At 69.5% G+C, this 18,259-nt stretch carries 22 protein-coding genes; 16 read left to right on the forward strand and 6 right to left on the reverse strand.

Translation table 11 applies throughout. The features are described 5' to 3' along the window. Positions 1-127: 127 nt before the first annotated feature. The 12 genes from BZF57_RS11425 to BZF57_RS11480 all read left to right on the forward strand — a co-directional run bounded on the left by BZF57_RS11425 (position 128) and on the right by BZF57_RS11480 (position 9,939). Positions 128-1,495 (forward strand): M48 family metalloprotease, encoded by a 1,368-nt coding sequence (locus BZF57_RS11425; RefSeq protein ID WP_086737866.1) that lies wholly within the window; start codon positions 128-130, stop codon positions 1,493-1,495. A 45-nt stretch (positions 1,496-1,540) separates the two neighbouring features. Further along, positions 1,541-2,248 carry a DsbA family protein gene (locus BZF57_RS11430; RefSeq protein WP_086737869.1) on the forward strand — a complete coding sequence of 236 codons (708 nt, stop codon included), beginning with the start codon at positions 1,541-1,543 and terminating at the stop codon, positions 2,246-2,248. An 8-nt stretch (positions 2,249-2,256) separates the two neighbouring features. Beyond that, complete coding sequence (locus BZF57_RS11435) at positions 2,257-3,246, forward strand: M48 family metalloprotease (protein ID WP_086737871.1); 990 nt, start codon at positions 2,257-2,259, stop codon at positions 3,244-3,246. Between the two features lie 75 nt (positions 3,247-3,321). Beyond that, positions 3,322-4,536 carry a sensor histidine kinase gene (locus tag BZF57_RS11440; RefSeq protein WP_086737873.1) on the forward strand — a complete coding sequence of 405 codons (1,215 nt, stop codon included), beginning with the start codon at positions 3,322-3,324 and terminating at the stop codon, positions 4,534-4,536. Next, the gene (locus tag BZF57_RS11445; protein ID WP_086737875.1) at positions 4,533-5,339 is read left to right on the forward strand and encodes a LytR/AlgR family response regulator transcription factor; all 807 of its coding nucleotides are present in this window, start codon (positions 4,533-4,535) and stop codon (positions 5,337-5,339) included. The genes BZF57_RS11440 and BZF57_RS11445 overlap by 4 nt, the downstream gene beginning before the upstream one ends. A 251-nt stretch (positions 5,340-5,590) precedes the next feature. Continuing rightward, a complete protein-coding gene (gene nadC / locus BZF57_RS11450; RefSeq protein ID WP_086737877.1) occupies positions 5,591-6,460 on the forward strand; it encodes a carboxylating nicotinate-nucleotide diphosphorylase in 870 nt (289 codons plus the stop codon). Beyond that, positions 6,457-6,864 (forward strand): hypothetical protein, encoded by a 408-nt coding sequence (locus tag BZF57_RS11455; RefSeq protein ID WP_086737879.1) that lies wholly within the window; start codon positions 6,457-6,459, stop codon positions 6,862-6,864. Before nadC ends, BZF57_RS11455 begins: the two co-directional genes overlap by 4 nt. Positions 6,865-6,967: 103 nt before the next feature. Then, positions 6,968-7,573: a ribonuclease T2 family protein gene (locus BZF57_RS11460; RefSeq protein WP_240505949.1), complete on the forward strand. Its 606-nt coding sequence runs from the start codon at positions 6,968-6,970 to the stop codon at positions 7,571-7,573. Positions 7,574-7,695: 122 nt separating this feature from the next. Then, the gene (locus BZF57_RS11465) at positions 7,696-8,124 is read left to right on the forward strand and encodes an SPFH domain-containing protein (RefSeq protein WP_086737883.1); all 429 of its coding nucleotides are present in this window, start codon (positions 7,696-7,698) and stop codon (positions 8,122-8,124) included. Beyond that, positions 8,121-8,954 (forward strand): energy transducer TonB, encoded by an 834-nt coding sequence (locus BZF57_RS11470; RefSeq protein ID WP_086737885.1) that lies wholly within the window; start codon positions 8,121-8,123, stop codon positions 8,952-8,954. Before BZF57_RS11465 ends, BZF57_RS11470 begins: the two co-directional genes overlap by 4 nt. 58 nt (positions 8,955-9,012) lie before the next feature. Further along, positions 9,013-9,399: a VOC family protein gene (locus BZF57_RS11475; protein ID WP_086737886.1), complete on the forward strand. Its 387-nt coding sequence runs from the start codon at positions 9,013-9,015 to the stop codon at positions 9,397-9,399. A 15-nt stretch (positions 9,400-9,414) separates the two neighbouring features. Further along, on the forward strand, positions 9,415-9,939 hold the full coding sequence (locus tag BZF57_RS11480) for a hypothetical protein (protein ID WP_086737888.1): 525 nt from the start codon (positions 9,415-9,417) through the stop codon (positions 9,937-9,939). Positions 9,940-10,071: 132 nt separating this feature from the next. On the opposite strand, the gene BZF57_RS11485 is transcribed toward BZF57_RS11480, so the two are convergent. After that, complete coding sequence (locus BZF57_RS11485; protein ID WP_086737890.1) at positions 10,072-11,055, reverse strand: alpha/beta hydrolase; 984 nt, start codon at positions 11,053-11,055, stop codon at positions 10,072-10,074. Positions 11,056-11,103: 48 nt separating this feature from the next. Next, positions 11,104-11,559 carry a nucleoside deaminase gene (locus tag BZF57_RS11490; protein ID WP_240505950.1) on the reverse strand — a complete coding sequence of 152 codons (456 nt, stop codon included), beginning with the start codon at positions 11,557-11,559 and terminating at the stop codon, positions 11,104-11,106. Positions 11,560-11,687: 128 nt separating this feature from the next. Between BZF57_RS11490 and rpmB the strand changes: the two genes are divergently transcribed. Then, on the forward strand, positions 11,688-11,975 hold the full coding sequence (rpmB, locus tag BZF57_RS11495; protein ID WP_069308906.1) for a 50S ribosomal protein L28: 288 nt from the start codon (positions 11,688-11,690) through the stop codon (positions 11,973-11,975). 22 nt (positions 11,976-11,997) lie between these two features. On the opposite strand, the gene BZF57_RS11500 is transcribed toward rpmB, so the two are convergent. The 3 genes from BZF57_RS11500 to xseA are packed head-to-tail and all read right to left on the reverse strand — an operon-like array spanning position 11,998 to position 14,856. Further along, positions 11,998-13,146: an esterase-like activity of phytase family protein gene (locus BZF57_RS11500; protein WP_086737892.1), complete on the reverse strand. Its 1,149-nt coding sequence runs from the start codon at positions 13,144-13,146 to the stop codon at positions 11,998-12,000. 12 nt (positions 13,147-13,158) lie between these two features. Further along, on the reverse strand, positions 13,159-13,362 hold the full coding sequence (locus BZF57_RS11505) for a DUF2093 domain-containing protein (RefSeq protein WP_086737893.1): 204 nt from the start codon (positions 13,360-13,362) through the stop codon (positions 13,159-13,161). Positions 13,363-13,386: 24 nt separating this feature from the next. Beyond that, complete coding sequence (gene xseA / locus BZF57_RS11510) at positions 13,387-14,856, reverse strand: exodeoxyribonuclease VII large subunit (RefSeq protein WP_086737894.1); 1,470 nt, start codon at positions 14,854-14,856, stop codon at positions 13,387-13,389. Here xseA and purD point away from each other — a divergent pair. Next, complete coding sequence (purD, locus tag BZF57_RS11515) at positions 14,855-16,126, forward strand: phosphoribosylamine--glycine ligase (RefSeq protein WP_086737895.1); 1,272 nt, start codon at positions 14,855-14,857, stop codon at positions 16,124-16,126. The genes xseA and purD overlap by 2 nt on opposite strands. Here the strand turns inward: purD and BZF57_RS21250 are convergent. Further along, complete coding sequence (locus BZF57_RS21250) at positions 16,123-16,695, reverse strand: phosphatase PAP2 family protein (protein WP_162290996.1); 573 nt, start codon at positions 16,693-16,695, stop codon at positions 16,123-16,125. The genes purD and BZF57_RS21250 overlap by 4 nt on opposite strands. A gap of 150 nt (positions 16,696-16,845) precedes the next feature. Between BZF57_RS21250 and BZF57_RS21255 the strand changes: the two genes are divergently transcribed. After that, positions 16,846-17,226, forward strand: a complete 381-nt coding sequence (locus BZF57_RS21255) for a cytochrome c family protein (RefSeq protein ID WP_162290997.1) — start codon at positions 16,846-16,848, stop codon at positions 17,224-17,226. An 82-nt stretch (positions 17,227-17,308) separates the two neighbouring features. After that, complete coding sequence (locus BZF57_RS11525) at positions 17,309-18,133, forward strand: hypothetical protein (RefSeq protein ID WP_086737898.1); 825 nt, start codon at positions 17,309-17,311, stop codon at positions 18,131-18,133. Positions 18,134-18,259: the final 126 nt, after the last annotated feature.

The raw sequence follows: 18,259 nt of genomic DNA on the forward strand, positions 1-18,259 counted from the left end.
CTGCGATCCTTCATCGCGACAATCTCAGGGAGCGGGGCCCCGGGTCAGGCCCGGGCGGGAAAGCGATTGCACCCGGCCCGCCCACCTTCAGATTGCGTTCAGCCGCGAGTCCGGTAGATTGCCGCCGATGCGCGGTCGCCCTCAACTTCTTGCCTTCTGCCTTGCCCTCGTCGCGAGCATGGCCTTCGCGTTCCAGCCGGTCGCGGCGCAGTCGATCCTGCGCGATGCCGAGACCGAGGAGCTGCTGAAGGACCTGCTCGCCCCGATCGTCGAGGCGAGCGAGCTCGAGCCCGGCAATGTCGAGGTCGTGCTGATCAACGACGAATCGATCAACGCCTTCGTGGCAGGCGGCCAGGCGATCTACGTCCATTCGGGCCTGATCAACGCCGCGGGCACCGCCAACGAGGTGCAGGGCGTGCTCGCGCACGAGCTCGGCCACATCACCGCGGGCCACGCGGTGCGCTTCAACGAGCGGACCAAGGCCGCCAACGGCATCTCGATCCTCTCGCTGCTGCTCGGTGTCGGCGCGGCGCTGGCGGGGGCGGGCGATGCGGGAATGGGCATCATTGCCGCCGGCCAGCAGGCCGCGCTCGGCACCTTCCTGTCGTTCAACCGCGATCAGGAAGCCGCGACCGACCTTGCCGGCGCGCGCTATCTTTCGGGCGCGGGGATTTCGGGCCGGGGGATGATCAAGTTCTTCGAGCGGCTGCGCGGCAACGAGATCCGCGCGGGCTACAGCCAGGCCGACGAGGCCGCCTATGCCCGCACCCACCCGCTCTCGGGCGACCGCATCCAGACCCTGCGCGGGCTGCTCGAACAGGATGCGGCGTGGAACACGCCCGAAGACCCGGTGCTGCAGGAGCGCTTCCTGCGCGCCAAGGCCAAGCTCTACGGCTATCTCAACGAGCCCAAGCGCACCCTCGTCGCCTTCCCGCCGAGCGACACCAGCGTCCCCGCCCGCTATGCCCGCGCCTATGCCTATCACAAGGACGCGCGCATCGACATGGCGATCGCCGAGACCGACGCGCTGATCGCCGCCGAACCCGACAATCCGTGGTTCCTCGAGCTGAAGGGGCAGGTGCTGCTCGAATCCGGGCGTCCGCGCGATGCGCTGGTGCCGCTGCGCCGCGCGACCGAGCTGACCCGCGCGCATCCGCTGATCGCGGGCCTGCTCGGCCATGCGCTGATCGCGACCGAGGACCAGTCGAACTTCGCCGAGGCCGAGACTGTGCTGCGCGCCTCGGTGCAGAAGGACCGCTACAATCCCTTCGCCTGGTATCAGCTCGGCGTGGTCTACGAGGCGCGCGGCGACATTCCGCGCGCGCGGCTCGCCAGCGCCGAGGTGCAGGTGATGAACCGCCAGTATCCGCAGGCAATCGCCAGCGCGCAGGCGGCCGAGGCCTACCTGCCCTATGGCTCGGCCGACTGGATCCGCGCGCAGGATGTCGCGCTCGAAGCGCGCGCCGAACTGGAACAGATCAAGAAGCGGCGCTAGGCTGCGGCTCCGTCCCGCCGCTCGCCCAACCTCACGAAAGCACCCATGTCGACCCCATCCGAACCTTCGCCCCTGCGCCACACCCTGCTGACCGCGCTGCTGGGGCTGGTGTTCGGCTTCCTCGGCGCGGCGGCGTGGTCCTATTCCGGCCTTGCCGACAACCGCACCCGCAGCTTCCTGCTCGGCAACCCCGATCTCCTGCCGCAGATGGCGCAGGCCTATGAGGAGCAGGAGGCGGCCAAGCGGCTCGCGCAGATGGGGGGCGAGGTGCTCCAGCCCTTCCCCGGCGTCGTGCTCGGCAACCCCAACGGCAAGCGCGTGCTGGTCGAATTCAGCGACTACAACTGCACCTTCTGCCGCCAGAGCCTCGGCGACGTGAGCCGCCTGATCGCCGAGGACCCCGATCTCAAGGTCGTGATCCGCGAATGGCCGATCTTCGAAGGCAGCGACGTCGCCTCGCGCATGGCGTTGGCGGCGGGGATGCAGGGCAAATACGCCGCCTTCCATGATGCGATGTTCCGCACGAGGGATGTCGAGGCCGCCGCGCGCGCCGCCGGGCTCGATATGGCCAAGGCCCAGCAGGACATGGCCTCCGAGGTCGTCTCGACCGAGATCGCCCGCAACCTCGATCACGCCCGCGCCCTGGGCTTCACCGGCACCCCGGCATGGATCGCGGGCAACAAGCCCTTCGGCGGGGCGGTCGGCTACGAGAAGCTCAAGGCGGCACTGACCGCCGCCGGCACCGCTTCTTGAGGCCAGCGATGCGCAGGGGGGTGCTGCTCGCGTGGCTCGCCGCCGCCGCGGCGCCGCTCGCCGCGCAGGACGAGGCCCTGCCCTATATCGATATCGATTACGCTGCCGAGCGTGCCGCCATCGGCCGCTATCAGGATGCCGACCAGCGCTTGCAGGATGTGGGCTGGCAGCTCGCCCGCGCCAATGCGCCCTATTGTTCGCGGATCGTGCCGGGCATCGGCCTGCAATTGCAGGACATGGCGAGCTATGGCGCGGCCGGGATTGCCCGCCGCGCGCTCGGCCTCAAGGGCAACTTCGCGGTGCAGACCGCCGCGCGCGGATCGCCCGCCGCGCTCGCCGGGATATTCACCCGCAACCGCGAGGTGGCGCGGATCGAGACGCTCGATCCCAACACGCTCCCCGCCGCCGAGCGCTTCGAATGGCAGCGGCTGGCGAAGGTGCACGACCACATCGAGGCGATGCTGACCGAGCATGGCGGCATCGCGATCACCTTTGCCGATGGCGGGGCGGCGCGGGTCCAGCCGGTCGAGGTCTGCGCCAGCCGCTTCGAGCTGATGGGCGATGGCGACAAGGCCGTGGCCGACGGCGCCCGGGTGGTGATCGGCATCGGCTTTCCCGCCTTCGCCTACCCCGAGGAAGAGGTCTTCGCCGCGCTCGTTGCGCATGAGCTGGCGCACAATGTGCTCGGCCATGACGCATGGCTCGACGAGCACGGGCGCAGCGACCGCAACGTCCGCCGGATCGAGCGCGAGGCCGACCGGCTGGTGCCGTGGCTGCTCGCCAATGCGGGCTATGATCCCTCCGCCGGCCCGCGCTTCATGCGCCGCTGGGGCGCGAAGCACGATTCGGGCCTGAGGATGCGCCGCAACCACGAAGGCTGGGACGAACGCGCAGAGCACATGGAGCGCGAACTGCCCCTGGTGCAGGACCTGATGGCGCGCGAGGGCAGGGCGGATTGGAGCCAGCATTTCCGGCGGGAGATAACGCCCGAGCGCTGAACCGTTGCACTGTCACGGCGGCGCGACCGATTACCCGTGTCGTTTGCGACGAAATGAGTTAGACCATCGCGGACTATGGCAGTGCTCCAGATCCAGGCGGCGCCGTTCTTCGCCAGCAAGAACCGGGCGTTCTGGAACCTCCAGCTGGCGGGCTGGGGTGCCGCGTTCCTGTTGCGCGCAGTGATCGCCTTCGCGAACGACCAACCCTTCGCACTTCTTGCGTTGATCCTCATCTCGACCGTCACCGGCTTTTCGATCAGCCTGCTGCTGTCGGTCGCCTACCGCGTCCTGATCCAGCAGCGCCCGCTCATCACATGGGGGATGACAGCCGTGGTTCTGGCTGCGGCGGTGATCATCAACACCTCGATCGACGCGTGGGTGCAGGGAGTCTATTACGGCGCCAGCCGGGAGACGACCTTCCTGCAGCTGGTGATCAGCCTGTCGTTCATCCCGCTCGCGCTGCTGGTCGGGTGGAGCGCGCTCTACTACGCGATCAACTTCTTCCTGACGGTGGAACAGCAGGCCGACCGGCTCGAGCGGCTCGAAGCGCAGGCCACCGCCGCGCAGCTCGCCATGCTGCGCTACCAGCTCAACCCGCACTTCCTGTTCAACACGCTGAATTCCATCTCGACGCTGGTGCTCCTGAAGCAGACCGAGCCTGCCAACGCGATGCTGACGCGCCTCTCGGGCTTCCTGCGCCACACCCTGATCGCCGAGCCCGGCAGCCAGGTCAGCCTCGCCCAGGAGATCGAGACGCTCCAGCTCTATCTCGATATCGAGCGGATGCGCTTCGAGGAGCGGCTGCGCACCCATTTCGAGATCGACGAGGCGGCCAAGACCGCGCAGCTCCCCGCGATGCTGCTGCAACCGCTGGTCGAGAACGCGATCAAATACGCCGTCAGCACGCAGGAGGAAGGCGCGCAGATCGCGCTCACCGCGCGCGTGATCGGTGACCGGCTGCGGCTGACGGTGGAGGACACCGGGCCGGGCATGGATGATACCCCGCGTGATCCGGCCGCACCGGTCGCGCCCGGCCGCCCGGTCTCCACCGGCGTCGGCCTTGCCAATATCCGCAATCGTCTGGCGCAGGCCTATGGCGATGCGCATCTGTTCGAAACCCGTTCGGAAGCTGGGGGCGGCTTCACCGTGCTGATCGAGATTCCCTTCACTCCGGCCACCAGAGCCGAGGACAGGACAGCACCCGCCGCGGCAGTCGGGACTGCCCCAAGTGGCGGGGGCGACAATATCATCCCCCTAAATCCCCCCAAAATCATCGGAACGACCGCATGACCATCAGAACCATCCTCGTCGACGACGAGAAGCTCGCCATCCAGGGCCTCCAGCTGCGGCTCCAGCCGTTCGAGGACGTGGAAATCATCGACACCTGCGCCAACGGCCGCGAGGCGATCCGCAAGATCAAGACCGAGAAGCCCGACCTCGTCTTCCTCGACATCCAGATGCCCGGATTCGACGGCTTTTCCGTCGTCAAGGGCGTGATGGAGATCGAACCCCCGCTGTTCGTCTTCGTCACCGCCTATGAAGAACACGCGATCCGCGCCTTCGAGGCCAATGCCGTCAACTATCTGATGAAGCCGGTCGACGAGCAGAAGCTCGCCGACACCATCGAGCGCGTGCGCCAGCGCCTCGCCGAGAAGAAGTCGTCCGAGGATGCCGGGCAGCTACTCGAAGTCCTTAGCGAGATCGCGCCCGAGCGGGCGGCGGATTTTGTGGAAACCACCACGCCCGCGACCGAGAGCGCCGACCGCTTCGAGAAGCTCATCAACGTCAAGGACCGCGGCCAGATCTTCCGCGTCGAGGTCGACACGATCGAGCATATCGAGGCCGCGGGCGACTACATGATCATCTCTACCGGCGACAATTCGCTGGTGCTGCGCGAGACGATGAAGGACCTCGAACGCCGCCTCGACCCGAGGAAGTTCCAGCGCGTCCATCGCTCGACGATCGTCAACCTCGACCTCGTCCGGCAGGTTAAGCCCCACACCAACGGCGAATGCTTCCTGGTGCTGGACAGCGGCGCCGAGGTGAAGGTGAGCCGCTCCTATCGGGACGTGGTGGCCAGATTCGTGCATTGATGTGTGCGGGGGCGCCTCCGCGCCCCCGTCCTCGCTAGACGCGCAGCAAAGCTGCGCCCGCTGCGGGCGGCCGTTCGGCCTTGCGGAGCCTGCGGCTCCGGACAGGCGCTATTCTTCATCCATTGACCTTCCTCCTCGTCATTGCGAGGAGCGTAGCGACGAAGCAATCCATGGACTGACGCGCAATTCCAAGCGCTCGGGCCATGGATCGCCGCGGGCCTTCGGCCCTCGCGATGACGAAGGATTGATCGGTGCCCGACTTCACCCTCCCCGGCTTCGACCTCGCCACCTTCATCCGCGAGACCCTCGCCGAAGACCTCGGCGAAGGTCTCCCCGGCGGCGGGCGGGATGTCACGAGCGAAAGCGTCATTCCCGCCGATGCGCGCTTTTCCGGGGTCATGGACAGCCGCGATGCGATCACCGTCGCGGGGCTGCCGCTGGCCGAGGCCTTCTTCCGGCACCTCGATCCCGAGTGCCTGATCGAACCGCTGGTCGCGGACGGTGATGCCGTGCCTGCAGGCACCGACCTGATGAGCATCGAGGGCCGCGCGCGGGCGCTGCTGACGGCGGAGCGCAGCGCGCTCAACATCGTCCAGCATCTCTCCGGCATCGCCACCCTGACCCGCGCTTACGTGGACGCGATGCGCGCGGGCAGCGCCACCTGCACGCTGCTCGACACCCGCAAGACCATCCCGGGCCTCAGGTTCCTCGAGAAATACGCCACCCGCCAGGGCGGCGCGCAGAACCACCGCATGGGGCTGTGGGATGCGGCGATGATCAAGGACAATCACGTCGCGGTCGCCGGAACCGTCGGCGAGGCGGTGCGCCGGGCGCGCGAGGCGGGGGTGGAGAAAATCATCTGCGAGGTCGACCGCCTCGACCAGATCGAGCCCGCGCTGGCCGCAGGCGCGCACCACCTGCTGCTCGACAACATGGACCCCGCCACCCTTGCCGAGGCCGTAAGGATCGTCGCAGGCCGCGTCCCGACCGAGGCAAGCGGGGGCGTCAACCTCCAGACCATCGCCGCCAAGGCCGCATCGGGCGTGGACTTCATCTCCGTCGGCCGCCTCACCCAGAGCGCGCCCGCCGCCGACATCGGTCTGGATTTCAAGCCGCTGTGAAGCTCGCCCGGGGGCCACGACCGCTGGCGATCCGCGTCTTCGCCGCCGCTTTCCTCGCCGCCGCCCTGCTGCGGCTGCTGCGGGGCCTCTACGACCTCCCGCTGGCCGAGACGGTCTATGCGCTCCACCTGCCGTGGTTCGCGTGGAACCGCGACTGGACGATTGTGGCGCTCTCGGCCGAGTTCACCATCGCGCTCATCCCGCTCGCGTGGATCACGCTTTTCGCCGCGCCCTTCGCCCGCTGGCTGGTGCTCGGCTTCGGCGCGCTGCGGCTCGCTTTCCTCGATCCGTCCGCGCTGACCGGAGCCGTGCTGGTCGCGATCGCGATGGCGAGCCTGCTCACCCCGCAGGCCGCCCGCTGGTTCAGGCATAGGGAAGGGGTCGATCCTGCGGTCTTCGACTAGCCTCGCGCTCCTCGCTGCCGCCTTCGCGCTCGGCTCGCCCGCCGCCGCGCCGGAGCCCGCGCAGGCGCAGGCCTACCAGTGCCGCGCGCCGCAGGTCACCCGCGTGCCGCGCATCACGCCCGACGGCCCGCGCCGCAAATCCGCGATCACCGGCTACACCCTCGCATTGAGCTGGAGCCCCGAGTTCTGCCGCACCCGCACCGACGATCCCGCCCACGCGGTCCAGTGCTCGGGCGAGAACGGCAGCTTCGGCCTCGTCGTCCACGGGCTGTGGCCCGAGAGCGCCCAGGGCTGGCCGCAGTGGTGCGAGGCGAGGCGCGCAATCACCCCTGCCGAGATCCGCAGCGCGATGTGCCTCATGCCCGACGAGCGCCTCGTCGCGCGCGCCTGGGCCAAGCACGGCAGCTGCATGGTCGGTCGCCCGGCGGCCTATCTCGAGATCATCGGCATTTTGCGCAGCGGCCTGCGCTTGCCCGAATATGACCGCATCAGCCGCGAGGAGGGCCTCACCGCCGGTCGCATCCGCGCCGCCTTCGCCGATGCCAACCCCGACTGGCCCGAGAGCGCCGTCGGCGTCGAGCTCACCCCGCGCGGCTGGCTCGAGGAAATCCGCCTGTGCTACTCCAAACGCTTCCGCCCCGCCCCCTGCCCTGCTGCCCGCCGCGGCGCGAAAGACAGCGCGGCGGCGAAGATCTGGCGGGGGTTGTGAGGGGGCGGGGCGCCAAACCCTCTTCCCTCATTTCAGCAAGATAGGCATGATCTCCCGCGGTCGCCCCTGCATGCCCGCGCGGGTGGCGGCGACCCTTTCATCTACGAGGAGCCGCCTGCCCCATGAATGCCGCCCGCAACATCTGGTCCGTCGCGCTGGGTCTCCTGTTCTTGCTGCTGGTGCTGGTCGGCGGAGGGCTGGGGTCGTGCGCGGCCTATAACTCGGTGCGCGTCTGGAACGCCGAGACGGCGGGCGAGGCCGAGCTCGCGCAGGCGCGGCAGAACCGCCAGATCGCCACGCTCGAGGCCGAGGCCAAGCTCGAGAGCGCCAAGCTGCTCGCGCAGGCCGAGGTCGAGCGCGCCAAGGGCGTCGCCGAGGCCAACCGGATCGTCGCCGACGGGCTCGGAGGGCCGGAGGGCTATCTGCGCTATCTCTATATCGAGCACCTCGCGCAGTCGGAGGGGCAGATCATCTATGTGCCGACCGAGGGCGGTCTGCCGATTCTCGAGGCCGGACGGCTGCGGCCCAAGCCCGCCCCGGCGCAGGAGTGACGGGTCGGGGGTTCCACCGGCTCGCGGCGGCCTGCGTCGCCGCGCTGGTGCTGTCCGCGCAGCCGGGTGCGATGGCGCAGGAGGCGGCTCCGCCCACGGCGGCGCCCCTCGCTCCCGCCCCGCCCCCGTCCAAGGCGCGCGGGCCGACCCCGCAGGGCCTCTCCATCTGGGCTGGCCTGATCCAGCAGAACTACCCGCCCGAAGCCGCGCGGCTGATGCAGCAAGGCAGCGTCAGGGTCCGTGCGATCGTCGATCCGCAAGGCTGGGTGACCGAATGCCTCGTCATTCAATCGAGCGGGCATGACCTGCTCGACACGGCGGCGTGCGACGGGATGCGGCGGTTTGCGGTGTTCAATCCCGCGATCGATGCCGATGGAAGGCCGACGGTCGGCACCTATGCGACGATCATCACCTACAGGGCGAAAATCCCGTCCCCGTCCGCTACGCCGCAGACATCCGCTGCCGCGTCGAAGGCGCGCGCGCTGTCTCCCAGAAGCGCCGACATCTGGGCCGCCCGGATCAAGGAGAACTACCCGCGCGAAGCGGCCCTCCAGTCGCTCGAGGGGAGCGTCGGCGTCAGGGTCTGGGTCAACGCCCTGGGGCTGGTGGACGAGTGCGAGGTGATCGCATCGAGCACCCACGACATCCTCGATCAGGCGGCCTGCGAATCGATGCGCCGATACGCCCGGTTCAATCCCGCGCTGGATGCCGAGGGCCAGCCGACGTGGGGCGCATTCACTACGCTGATCACGTATCGCATCGATCAGCCCGTGCCCCCGCCCGAAGCCTCGCCCCCGCCCGCGGCGGAGGGCGGCGCGGCGGGCTTGTAATAACCGCTACATGCCCCATCTGGCCGGTCGACATCCCCCAGCCACCAAGGAGCAGCGCATGGCTTTCGCGCTCGATCACCTCACCATCCTCTCGCGCTCGCCCGAACAGGCCGCCGCGTTCTACGGCTTCCTGCTGCCGCGCATCGGCTTCGCGCAGAAGAAGCCCGGCATCTGGGCGAATGCTGCGGGGCTGCACATCCAGTTCCTCAAGGCGAAGGAGGGGACGGGCGAGTATGGCCGCTATGCCCCCGGCCTCAACCATTTCGGCTTTTCCGCTCCGAGCGCTGCGGTGGTCGAGGCCCTTGCCGCGGAGCTGGCGGAGGCGGGGATCGCAGCGCGGCTCCAGCATTTCGATCCGGGGATCACCGCGCTGTTCGTGCCCGATCCCGATGGCCTGCGGGTCGAAATCTCGTACTATCCGCCCGGTGTGCCGCCGGTCGATTGAGGGAGGGGAAAGCGCGTGTCGTTCGTGGAGGCAAACACTCCGTCTGCGCCGGGCATCGGCACGCGCATCGGGCAGGGCTGTCTGGCGCTGTTGGTGCTGCTGGTCGGCAGCTGCACCGCGGTTGATTATGGTTCGCGCTATGCCTCGTGGGCGGGACTGTCGAAGGCGGAGGTGGTCGCTGCCGCGGACGCCTATGTCCGCGAATATGCGCCCGGGCAGAAGGCGTGTCTCTACCGCGTCTCGTGCGACGGAGGCCGGGCGCGTCTGGTGCTGGTGAAGGATGTCGCGGCTCTCGATGTCGAGGCCTTGCGGCAGATCGCGTGGGACCGGCGGTTCTACGACGTCTGCCCGGGCTATACCGCCAATCTGGGCCTCGCGGTGGTGGAGGGCGCGCTTCCCGAGGACGCCGCCGCTCGCGAGGCGGTGTGGTCATTCTATCGCGACCGCTTCGTGCGGACCATGCAGAGCAATGGGCCCCCGCTGGCCTTCAGCGAGCAGCCGGCCGAGCCCTGCACGGCGGAGTTTGCGGTGGCGGGCTAGCTTGCGGCTCGCCCGGTGTTCGCGCGGGCTTGAACCGGGTCAGACCCCCTCCAGACCCCCTCCAGCGCCGTCTTGCGCCGTTCTGGCGCTGGGATTCGGGCTATGTTCCACGTGAAACATCGCCCGCGGCGGTCAGCGCGGAATTTCGCGCCGTTCGTAGACCGGCACCCCGCCGCTGCGCATATGGGCGTCGATGAAGGCCGCGGTCCTGTCGGCGATCGACTGGCCGTCGACCGTCAGCACGAAGAACCCGCTGCCATTGAAATCGTGCTCCCCGCCGATGATGCTGTAGAGCGTGTAGGGCACGCCGACGCGCTGGGCCTGATTGGTGAGCTCGGTCGCCCGCGCATAGGGGACGGTGCTGTCGAGCGTGCCGTGCATCACGAACAGCGGCGGCTCGCCCGCCTCCATGTCGGCGACACGGAAATGCCCGCCCCAGTAATCGACCGCGACCCGCACCGGGGGCCGGGCAATCGCGTATTCGTCGAGGCTGTAGGCGACATGCATCACGGTGAAGGCCCCCGCCGATCCGCCCCACACGCCGAAGCGCTGCGGGTCGATGCACCAGCTTGCCGCATTGGTCTCGGCCCAGCGCAGGGCGCGGGTGGCGTCCTCCACCGCGGCGGTGAAGGCGGTGACGCGGGCGGGCGGCTCGGTGGTGTTGAGCGCCTGGAAATCGCGCTCGAAGGCGGCGAACTCGGTGCCGATCACGGGATTGTCGCCCTGCAGGCGGTAGGAGATCGAGACGAGGTTGATCCCCCTGTTGGCCAGCGCCTGCGCGATCGCATCGACATTCCCCCCGCGGCGGCTCCCGCCGACGAACCCGCCGCCGTGGACATAGAGCACCGTCGGGCGCGCGGCGGTGCAGGGCGCGTCGGGGCGGTAGATGTCGAGCTGGAGGACCTTGGCCCCGCCGACGACCGCGCCGCTGCCATAGGTGATGTCACGCGTCTGGACGACGCCCACGGGGGTCGGCGTGGGGCTCGGGCTGGGTGAGGGCGAGGGCGAGGGCGTCGGGGTGCCGCCGGTGGGCGGGGGCGAGGAATCCTCCCCGCCGCAGGCGCCAAGGGTGAGCAACATCGCCGCGCTGGCGGCCAGAATCGGTCTGCGGATCACGGCGCTATGTCCCCTGCGGCGACCGGCCCCGGCACCGCTTCTCCCGCCTCAACGCCGCTCGCGGAAGAACCCTTTGAGCAATTCCGCCGCCTCGGCCTCGCCGATTCCGGAATAGACCTCGGGGCGGTGGAGGCACTGGGGCTGGTCGAACACCCGCGCCCCGTGCTCGACCGCGCCGCCCTTGGGATCGCTCGCGGCGTAGTAGAGCCGGGCGATGCGGGCATGGGCAATCGCGCCCGCGCACATTGCGCAGGGCTCCAGTGTGACCCACAGCTCGCAGCCGGTAAGCCTTTCATCCTGCAACGCTTTTGCCGCCGCACGGATCGCGAGGATCTCGGCATGGGCGGTGGGATCGTGGTTCTCGCGCGGGGTGTTGTGGGCGGCGGCGATCACCGTTCCGTCCTTGACGATCACCGCGCCGATCGGCACTTCCCCGGCATCGCCCGCCGCCCGCGCCTGGGCGAGCGCCTGTTGCATCGGCAGGGGGAGGCTCCAACGGGTCACGCCCGCCGGGCTAGCCGGGCCGCCGCCGCCGCGCAACTTGCTTGACGATTCGGCCCTGCCCCGTTATGCGCGCCGCTTTCCTTGTCCGGACCCGAACCCGGACCCGTTTTTACGAGAAGAGACACACCATGTCGCGCATCTGCGAACTGACCGGCAAGGGCCGCCAGGTCGGCCACAATGTGAGCCACGCCAACAACAAGACCAAGCGCGTGTTCCTGCCCAACCTGCAGAACGTCACGCTGATGAGCGAAAAGCTGGAGCGCAGCTTCAAGTTCCGCGTGTCGACCCACGGTCTGCGTTCGGTCGAGCACAATGGCGGTCTCGACAACTGGCTGCTCAAGACCAGCGACGAGAAGCTGTCGGCCAACGCGCAGAAGGTGAAGCGCGAGCTGATCAAGGCGCAGGCCGCGGCCTGATTCGCCGGGCGCGACGGGCCGGTCAACCGGCCGGACCGCCACCAGCACCGAGTTTCTGACAGATATCCAGAGGGCTCCCGGCAACGCTGCCGGGGGCCCTCTCGCTATTCCCCGCGCGCTCTGCGGCGGCGCGCTGCTGAAGCGCCGCGCCGCTGCCCTGCCACGCGAAACGCAGGAGCAGGGTCCGCTGGAACACCGAGAAATTGTCGTCCGAGACGACCCACACCGTGCCCTTCGCCGGATCGGCGCGGTCGGGGACATAGGCGATGCCTTCGAAATTCTCGCCGAAGCCGGGGCCGCCGAGATACTGGATGATTTCCCCGCGCCACGGCTTGCCGGCGCGGATCGTGGCTGGATCGGCGATCATGATCGCGCCGTCGAACACCGGCGGCAGGCGGTAGGCCACCCGTCGCAGCAGGATCAGCACCCGCCCGCCGGGCACCTCGGTGATGTCGACCGGCGAGAAGGCCGGGTTGCAATCGAAGCGGAACTCCAGCGCCTTGGCGCTGCTCGCCACGGGATCGCCCTTGAACAGCAGGGCCGGACGGTCGCGGCTGCCGCGCGCCTCGTATCCTTCGGCGAGCATCAGGAAGCGGCCGTCCGACAGGCGCTCCATCGCCTCGGGCCCGCTGTTGTCGCTCCACCCGGCGATCTGTGCCGGGGTGCTGACGCTGCGGGTACCGTCGGGTGCGAAGCGCTCGATCCGGTTGAAGAGCTCGTAGGCCGCCCACAGCGTCCCGTCCCGTGGATCGCGCGCCAGCGCCTCGAGATCGACCATCTCGCGGCGCAGCCCGATCCGGCGGCCGATGAAGCGGAAGCTCTCAGCCCGCGGGCGCGGCGCGCCCTTGTCGAGCGCGATGTCGAGCAGAAAGCCGCGGTCGCTGCCTGCGACCAGCCCGTCAGGGCCGCGCGCGACGAGGGCGGACAGCCCGCCGAAGAAGGCATGGTCGCTGGTAAGGTGCCACGATCCCGTCAGCGTGAGCAGCCCCGGCGGCGGCGGGCCGAGATCGACGGGAGCGGCGGTTATCGCCCTCGCCGGCGTGGTGCGCAGGCCGACATCGGTGCGCACGAAGGTGCCCGGCGCAAGGCCGATCGCGACCATCGCCAGCAGCACGGGACGCAGCCAGCGCGCGCGCCAGAAGGGCCTCGCACGGGGGCCTTGGCGCGCCATCGGTGCAGAAGGTCAGGCGAGGCCGAGCAGGCGGCGGGTCGCGATCTCGCACGAGGCATAGGCCTCCTGCCGCTCCGCGCTCCAGTAGCGCAGCTCGGCGAGCGGGATCGCCTCCCCCGTCACCGCGCACAGCACATGGCTTCCCGGGCGCAGCACGCGGAAGCTGGAGGGGCCGTAGTAAAGCTTGGCGGCCTTGTCGGAGGGAGTCATCAGCATGAGGGCCTTGATAGCACCGAGCGGCTAACCGAACAAATCATCTTGCGCAGGCAGCGATGACGGCTTGGGCGCGGGTTTGCGCGGGGCGGGCGGCGGCGGAGGGGCACTGCCAGCTGGGACAGCGCCCAGCGTCCCGTCGCGGAATTGCAGCTGGAGGTGCGCCTCGCCCGCGGCCTCGGCACGGGTGGTCAGCGCCTTGCCCGATGCGTCGCGGACGATGGCATAGCCGCGCTCCAGCGGCTTTTCGGGGTGGAGCTGGCTCATCACCCGGGTCAGCGCGGCGAGGCGGTCGGCGCCGTGGCGCAAGGGCCGCTCGACCAGCGCGGGGTGGAGCCGGGCACGCTCGAGCCGACGGGCACCCTCGGCCGCCGTGCGCGACAGCAGCGAAGGGGAGAGCCGCGCCGCAACCCCCGCGAGGCGTTCGCGCCCCCTCGCGGAGCGGTCGCCGAGCGCGCGGCGCAGGCGGTCGGACAGCTCGTCGAGGCGCTGGTTTTGCGGCGCGAGCAGGTTCTCGGGCCGGGGCAACAGGCGCGCGCGGGCGGCGAGGCGCTCGCGCCCCAGTTCGACCGGACGATAGACCGCACGGCGCTTGCGGTTGCCGAGATCGGCGAGGGTCGCCTGGAGGTCGATCCGCACCGGCACCGCCATCTCGGCGGCGGCGGTGGGTGTGGGCGCACGGCGGTCGGCGGCGTAGTCGGCGAGCGTCGTGTCGGTCTCGTGCCCGACGGCGCTGATCACGGGGATCGAACATTCGGCGATGGCGCGGACGACGACTTCCTCGTTGAAGCTCCACAGGTCCTCGATGGAGCCGCCCCCGCGCGCGACGATCACCACGTCGGGGCGCGGGATCGGGCCTGCGGGCTGGAGTGCGGAGAACCCGCGTACGGCGGCGGCGACCTGCTCGGCTGCGCCATTGCCCTGCACCAGCACCGGCCAGACGATCACGTGGCTCGGGAAGCGGTCGGCGAGGCGGTGGAGGATGTCGCGGATCACCGCCCCCGTCGGCGAGGTGACCACGCCGATCACCTGCGGCAGGAAGGGCAGGCGGCGCTTGCGCTCGGCATTGAAGAGCCCCTCCGCCGCGAGCCGCGCGCGGGTTTTCTCGAGCAGCGCCAGCAGCGCGCCCTCGCCCGCCAGCTCGAGGCTGTCGATCACGATCTGGTATTTCGAGCGCCCCGGGTAGGTGGTGAGCTTGCCCGTGGCGATCACCTCGAGGCCATCCTCGGCGCGGAAGTTGAGGCGGGCGGCGTTGCCCTTCCACATCACCCCGTCGATCACCGCGCCCTCGTCTTTCAGGGCGCAGTAGAAATGCCCCGATGCGGCGCGCTTCACCCCCGAAAGCTCGCCGCGCAGTCGCACGAAGCCGAAGCGGTCCTCGACCGTGCGCTTCAGCAGCGCGGATATCTCGCTGATGGTGAGGGGTTGGGCGTTGTCGCCCTGCGCCACGCGCGCTACGAGCCCCGCATCATCATCACTGGTCGGCGGAGGCGCCATGAATATCCTGCTTCTGGGTTCGGGAGGCCGCGAACATGCGCTGGCGTGGAAGCTCGCGCAATCCCCCAGCCTGACAAAGCTCTACGCCGCCCCCGGAAATCCCGGCATCGCCGAGGAGGCGGAATGCGTGGCGCTGGATGTGACCGACCATGCGGCGGTGATCGCCTTCTGCGGCGAGAAGCGGATCGGCCTCGTGGTGATCGGCCCCGAGGCGCCGCTGGTGGATGGCCTCTCGGATTCGCTGCGCGCGGCGGGCGTGCCGGTGTTCGGCCCCTCGCAGGCCGCCGCGCAGCTCGAAGGCTCCAAGGGCTTCACCAAGGACCTGTGCCAGCGCGCCGGGATCCCCACCGCCGGCTATGTGCGCACCCACAGCCTCGAAGAGGCCCGCGCCGCTCTCGGCAAGTTTCAGGCGCCCTATGTCCTCAAGGCCGATGGCCTCGCGGCGGGCAAGGGCGTGGTCATCGCCGCCACCCTCGCCGAGGCCGAAGAGACGCTCGCCGACATGTTCGGAGGCGGCTTCGGCGGTGCAGGCGCGCAGGTGGTGATCGAGGAGTTCATGGAGGGCGAGGAAGCGAGCTTCTTCGCGCTCACCGATGGCACCGCGATTTTCCCCTTCGGCTCGGCGCAGGACCACAAGCGCGTGGGCGACGGCGACACGGGGCCGAACACGGGCGGCATGGGCGCCTATTCCCCCGCCCCGGTGCTCACCCCGGAATTGCAGGCCCGCGTCATGGCCGAGATCATCGCGCCCACGGTCGCGACGATGCGCGCGGAGGGCCATCCCTATCAGGGCGTGCTCTTCGCGGGCCTCATGCTGACGGCGCAAGGCCCCAAGCTTATCGAATACAACGCCCGCTTCGGCGATCCGGAATGCCAGGTGCTGATGATGCGCCTCAAGAGCGATCTGGTACCGATCCTGCTCGCCTGTGCGACGGGCAGCCTTGAGGGGGTCGCAATCGACCTCGCCGGGGAAACCGCGCTCACCGTGGTGATGGCGGCCAAGGGCTACCCCGGCACGCCCGAAAAGGGCGGCACAATCGCGCTGAACGATGCCGGGGCGGACGGTGCCAAGGTCTTCCACGCCGGCACCGCATTGAAGGACGGGGCGCTGGTGGCGAACGGGGGCCGGGTGCTCAATGTCACCGCGACTGGCGCGAATGTCACCGAGGCGCAGGCCAAGGCCTACAAGGCGGTCGATGCGATCACCTTCCCCACCGGCTTCTGCCGCCGCGACATCGGCTGGCGCGAGGTGGCGCGCGAGCGCGGCTAGAACCGCGCCGCGACCGTCACGCCAAGGCTGCGGGTGTCGCCCCAGGGCACCACCACCGCCATCCGCCCGTCCTTGTCGGGCTTGCCGTGGGTGATCAGCAGCCCCGCGCCTGCGCCGAGTGCCGCGCCCGCGACGACATCGTACCAGTAGTGCTTGTCCGCCTCGACCCGCGCGAGGCCGACGAAGCTGGCGAGTGCGAGCGCCGGGATGCCCTCCTCCGGCCCGCGCCGTTCGAGGATGCTGGTCGCGGCGGCAAAGGCGGTCGCGGTGTGGCCCGAGGGGAAGCTGTCGTTCCCGCTCCCGTCGGGGCGCTGTTCGGGGAAGACCTGCTTCAGCCCCTGCGCCGCGCCGAAGCCCGCTACCGCCGAGCCGCCCGCCTGAAGCGCGCCCTGCGTGTCGCCCTTCACTGCGGGCACGCCAATCGACCACAGCAGCAGGCCCCCGACCGCGACATCGCTCGCGGTGTCCCAATCGTCCTGCGAGGCGGCGGCGGCAGGCTGGGCGAGGAGAAGTGCGGGGGCGGCGGCGATGAGGCCGAGGCGGCGCAGGCTGGCGAATGCTACGATCACGGGAGATACCTTCGCAAAGAGTGACACTATGCCCCGCCGAGCAAACGCAGCCAGCCCCGATTGGTTGCGCGAAGCGGGAGGGCTATCATTGCCCGCCGCAAATTTGATCCCGATCAAGGACGCTGGCCGAGGCGAGCCTACAAGGGCACCATGACCCAGCGCCTCCTCCTGCTCGCCGCCATCGCCTCGCTCGCCGCCTGTGCCACCGCGCCGGGAACGGAAAATCCGCCGCCGATGCTCGGCAAGGCGACCTCGCCGTCGCGCGATACGCGGGCGCCGGCCTTCGTCGAGGGGGCGTGCGGGGGGTGCCATGCGGTCGAGCCGCCGTTTCTCTCGCCCAATCCGCGCTCGCCCAGCTTTGCCGCGATTGCCAACCGGCCGGGGCTGTCCGAGGCATCGCTCGCCGCCTGGCTGGCGGAGGCGCACAACTACCCCGAGGACATGGACTTCACCCTCACCCCCGCCCAGACCCGCCAGATCGCGGCCTACATGGTGACGCTGCGCGAAGCGGGCTACGTGCCCGACCGCTGACGCCGCACGCCGGGGGGGGCTTTGTCCCGCTGCCGGAACGTGTTACTCCGCCTGCGGTCGCATTCGGGAAGGGGGAGTCTCGATGCCGTATCGTCACGCGCACTGGTTCGTCGGTTTCGTTCTGCTGGTCATCATGACCGGTTTCTGGGCGAGCTATTTCAGCACGGTCGGCGATGTGCCGGTGGCGTTCCATGTCCATGCCGTCTCGGCGATGACCTGGCTGGCGCTGCTGATCGCGCAGCATATGACCATCCACCGCCGCGCCAACGGGCTGCACCGCCGGATGGGGCTGGCGAGCTTTGCCCTGTTCCCGTTCCTGATCCTCGGCTTCATGATGATCATCAACGTCTCGGCCGCGCGCTATGCCGCGCCCGATGCTGGCGAGGGGATCCGGGTGCTCGGCCCCGCCTTCGGGATCGGCATGGCGATTGCCATCGCGGCCTATCTCACGCTGTTCTTCCTCGCCCTTAAGCACCGCCGCAACGTGAAGCTGCATGCGGGCTACATGCTCGCGACCCCGCTGATCCTGTTCGAGAGCCCGTTCAGCCGGGTGCTGAGCGAATACATGCCGTGGATGAACGTCATCAACAGCGACGGGCCGCGTTGGGTGCTGGACACGATCCTGATCTCCGACGGGCTGGGCGTGATCTTCGCGCTGGTGCTGTGGGCGAGGAACCGCAAGCACGGCGCGCCGTGGCTGGTCGCGGCCGGGTTCATGGCGGCGCAGGCGGTCGCGATGTGGTTCGCGCCCGATATTCCGGCAATCGCGCTGGCCTTTGCCGCCTATGCGGCCGTGCCGCCGGGCATGGGGCTGGCGCTCGGCCTGCTCGCGGGCGGGGCGGCGGCATGGTTCGGGTGGGAGGCGGGCAAGGCGCCTGCGCGGCCGCGCGCGGCTGCCGGGGCCTGATCGGGGAGCGCTTTCCTACAGCGGCAAGGCGGGGCTAGACTGCGCCCCGCTCTTTGCAATTGTCAGAATCCGCGCTTCAGCCATACAGAGGCATGGCTTTTCGCGCGACGCCCTGTGTCCGTCCGC

The sequence above is a fragment of the Erythrobacter colymbi genome, assembly GCF_002155685.1.
Taxonomy (GTDB): Bacteria; Pseudomonadota; Alphaproteobacteria; order Sphingomonadales; family Sphingomonadaceae; genus Erythrobacter; species Erythrobacter colymbi.

Bases quoted from the DNA above. Each gene is read 5' to 3' on its own strand.
- BZF57_RS11430 (WP_086737869.1), top strand. From the start codon at position 1,541: ATGTCGACCCCATCCGAACCTTCGCCCCTGCGCCACACCCTGCTGACC.
- BZF57_RS11435 (WP_086737871.1), top strand. From the start codon at position 2,257: ATGCGCAGGGGGGTGCTGCTCGCGTGGCTCGCCGCCGCCGCGGCGCCG.
- BZF57_RS11425 (WP_086737866.1), top strand. From the start codon at position 128: ATGCGCGGTCGCCCTCAACTTCTTGCCTTCTGCCTTGCCCTCGTCGCG.
- BZF57_RS11440 (WP_086737873.1), top strand. From the start codon at position 3,322: ATGGCAGTGCTCCAGATCCAGGCGGCGCCGTTCTTCGCCAGCAAGAAC.
- BZF57_RS11475 (WP_086737886.1), top strand. From the start codon at position 9,013: ATGGCTTTCGCGCTCGATCACCTCACCATCCTCTCGCGCTCGCCCGAA.
- purD (WP_086737895.1), top strand. From the start codon at position 14,855: ATGAATATCCTGCTTCTGGGTTCGGGAGGCCGCGAACATGCGCTGGCG.
- rpmB (WP_069308906.1), top strand. From the start codon at position 11,688: ATGTCGCGCATCTGCGAACTGACCGGCAAGGGCCGCCAGGTCGGCCAC.
- BZF57_RS21255 (WP_162290997.1), top strand. From the start codon at position 16,846: ATGACCCAGCGCCTCCTCCTGCTCGCCGCCATCGCCTCGCTCGCCGCC.
- BZF57_RS11505 (WP_086737893.1), bottom strand. From the start codon at position 13,362: ATGCTGATGACTCCCTCCGACAAGGCCGCCAAGCTTTACTACGGCCCC.
- xseA (WP_086737894.1), bottom strand. From the start codon at position 14,856: ATGGCGCCTCCGCCGACCAGTGATGATGATGCGGGGCTCGTAGCGCGC.
- BZF57_RS11500 (WP_086737892.1), bottom strand. From the start codon at position 13,146: ATGGCGCGCCAAGGCCCCCGTGCGAGGCCCTTCTGGCGCGCGCGCTGG.
- BZF57_RS11445 (WP_086737875.1), top strand. From the start codon at position 4,533: ATGACCATCAGAACCATCCTCGTCGACGACGAGAAGCTCGCCATCCAG.
- BZF57_RS11465 (WP_086737883.1), top strand. From the start codon at position 7,696: ATGAATGCCGCCCGCAACATCTGGTCCGTCGCGCTGGGTCTCCTGTTC.
- BZF57_RS11525 (WP_086737898.1), top strand. From the start codon at position 17,309: ATGCCGTATCGTCACGCGCACTGGTTCGTCGGTTTCGTTCTGCTGGTC.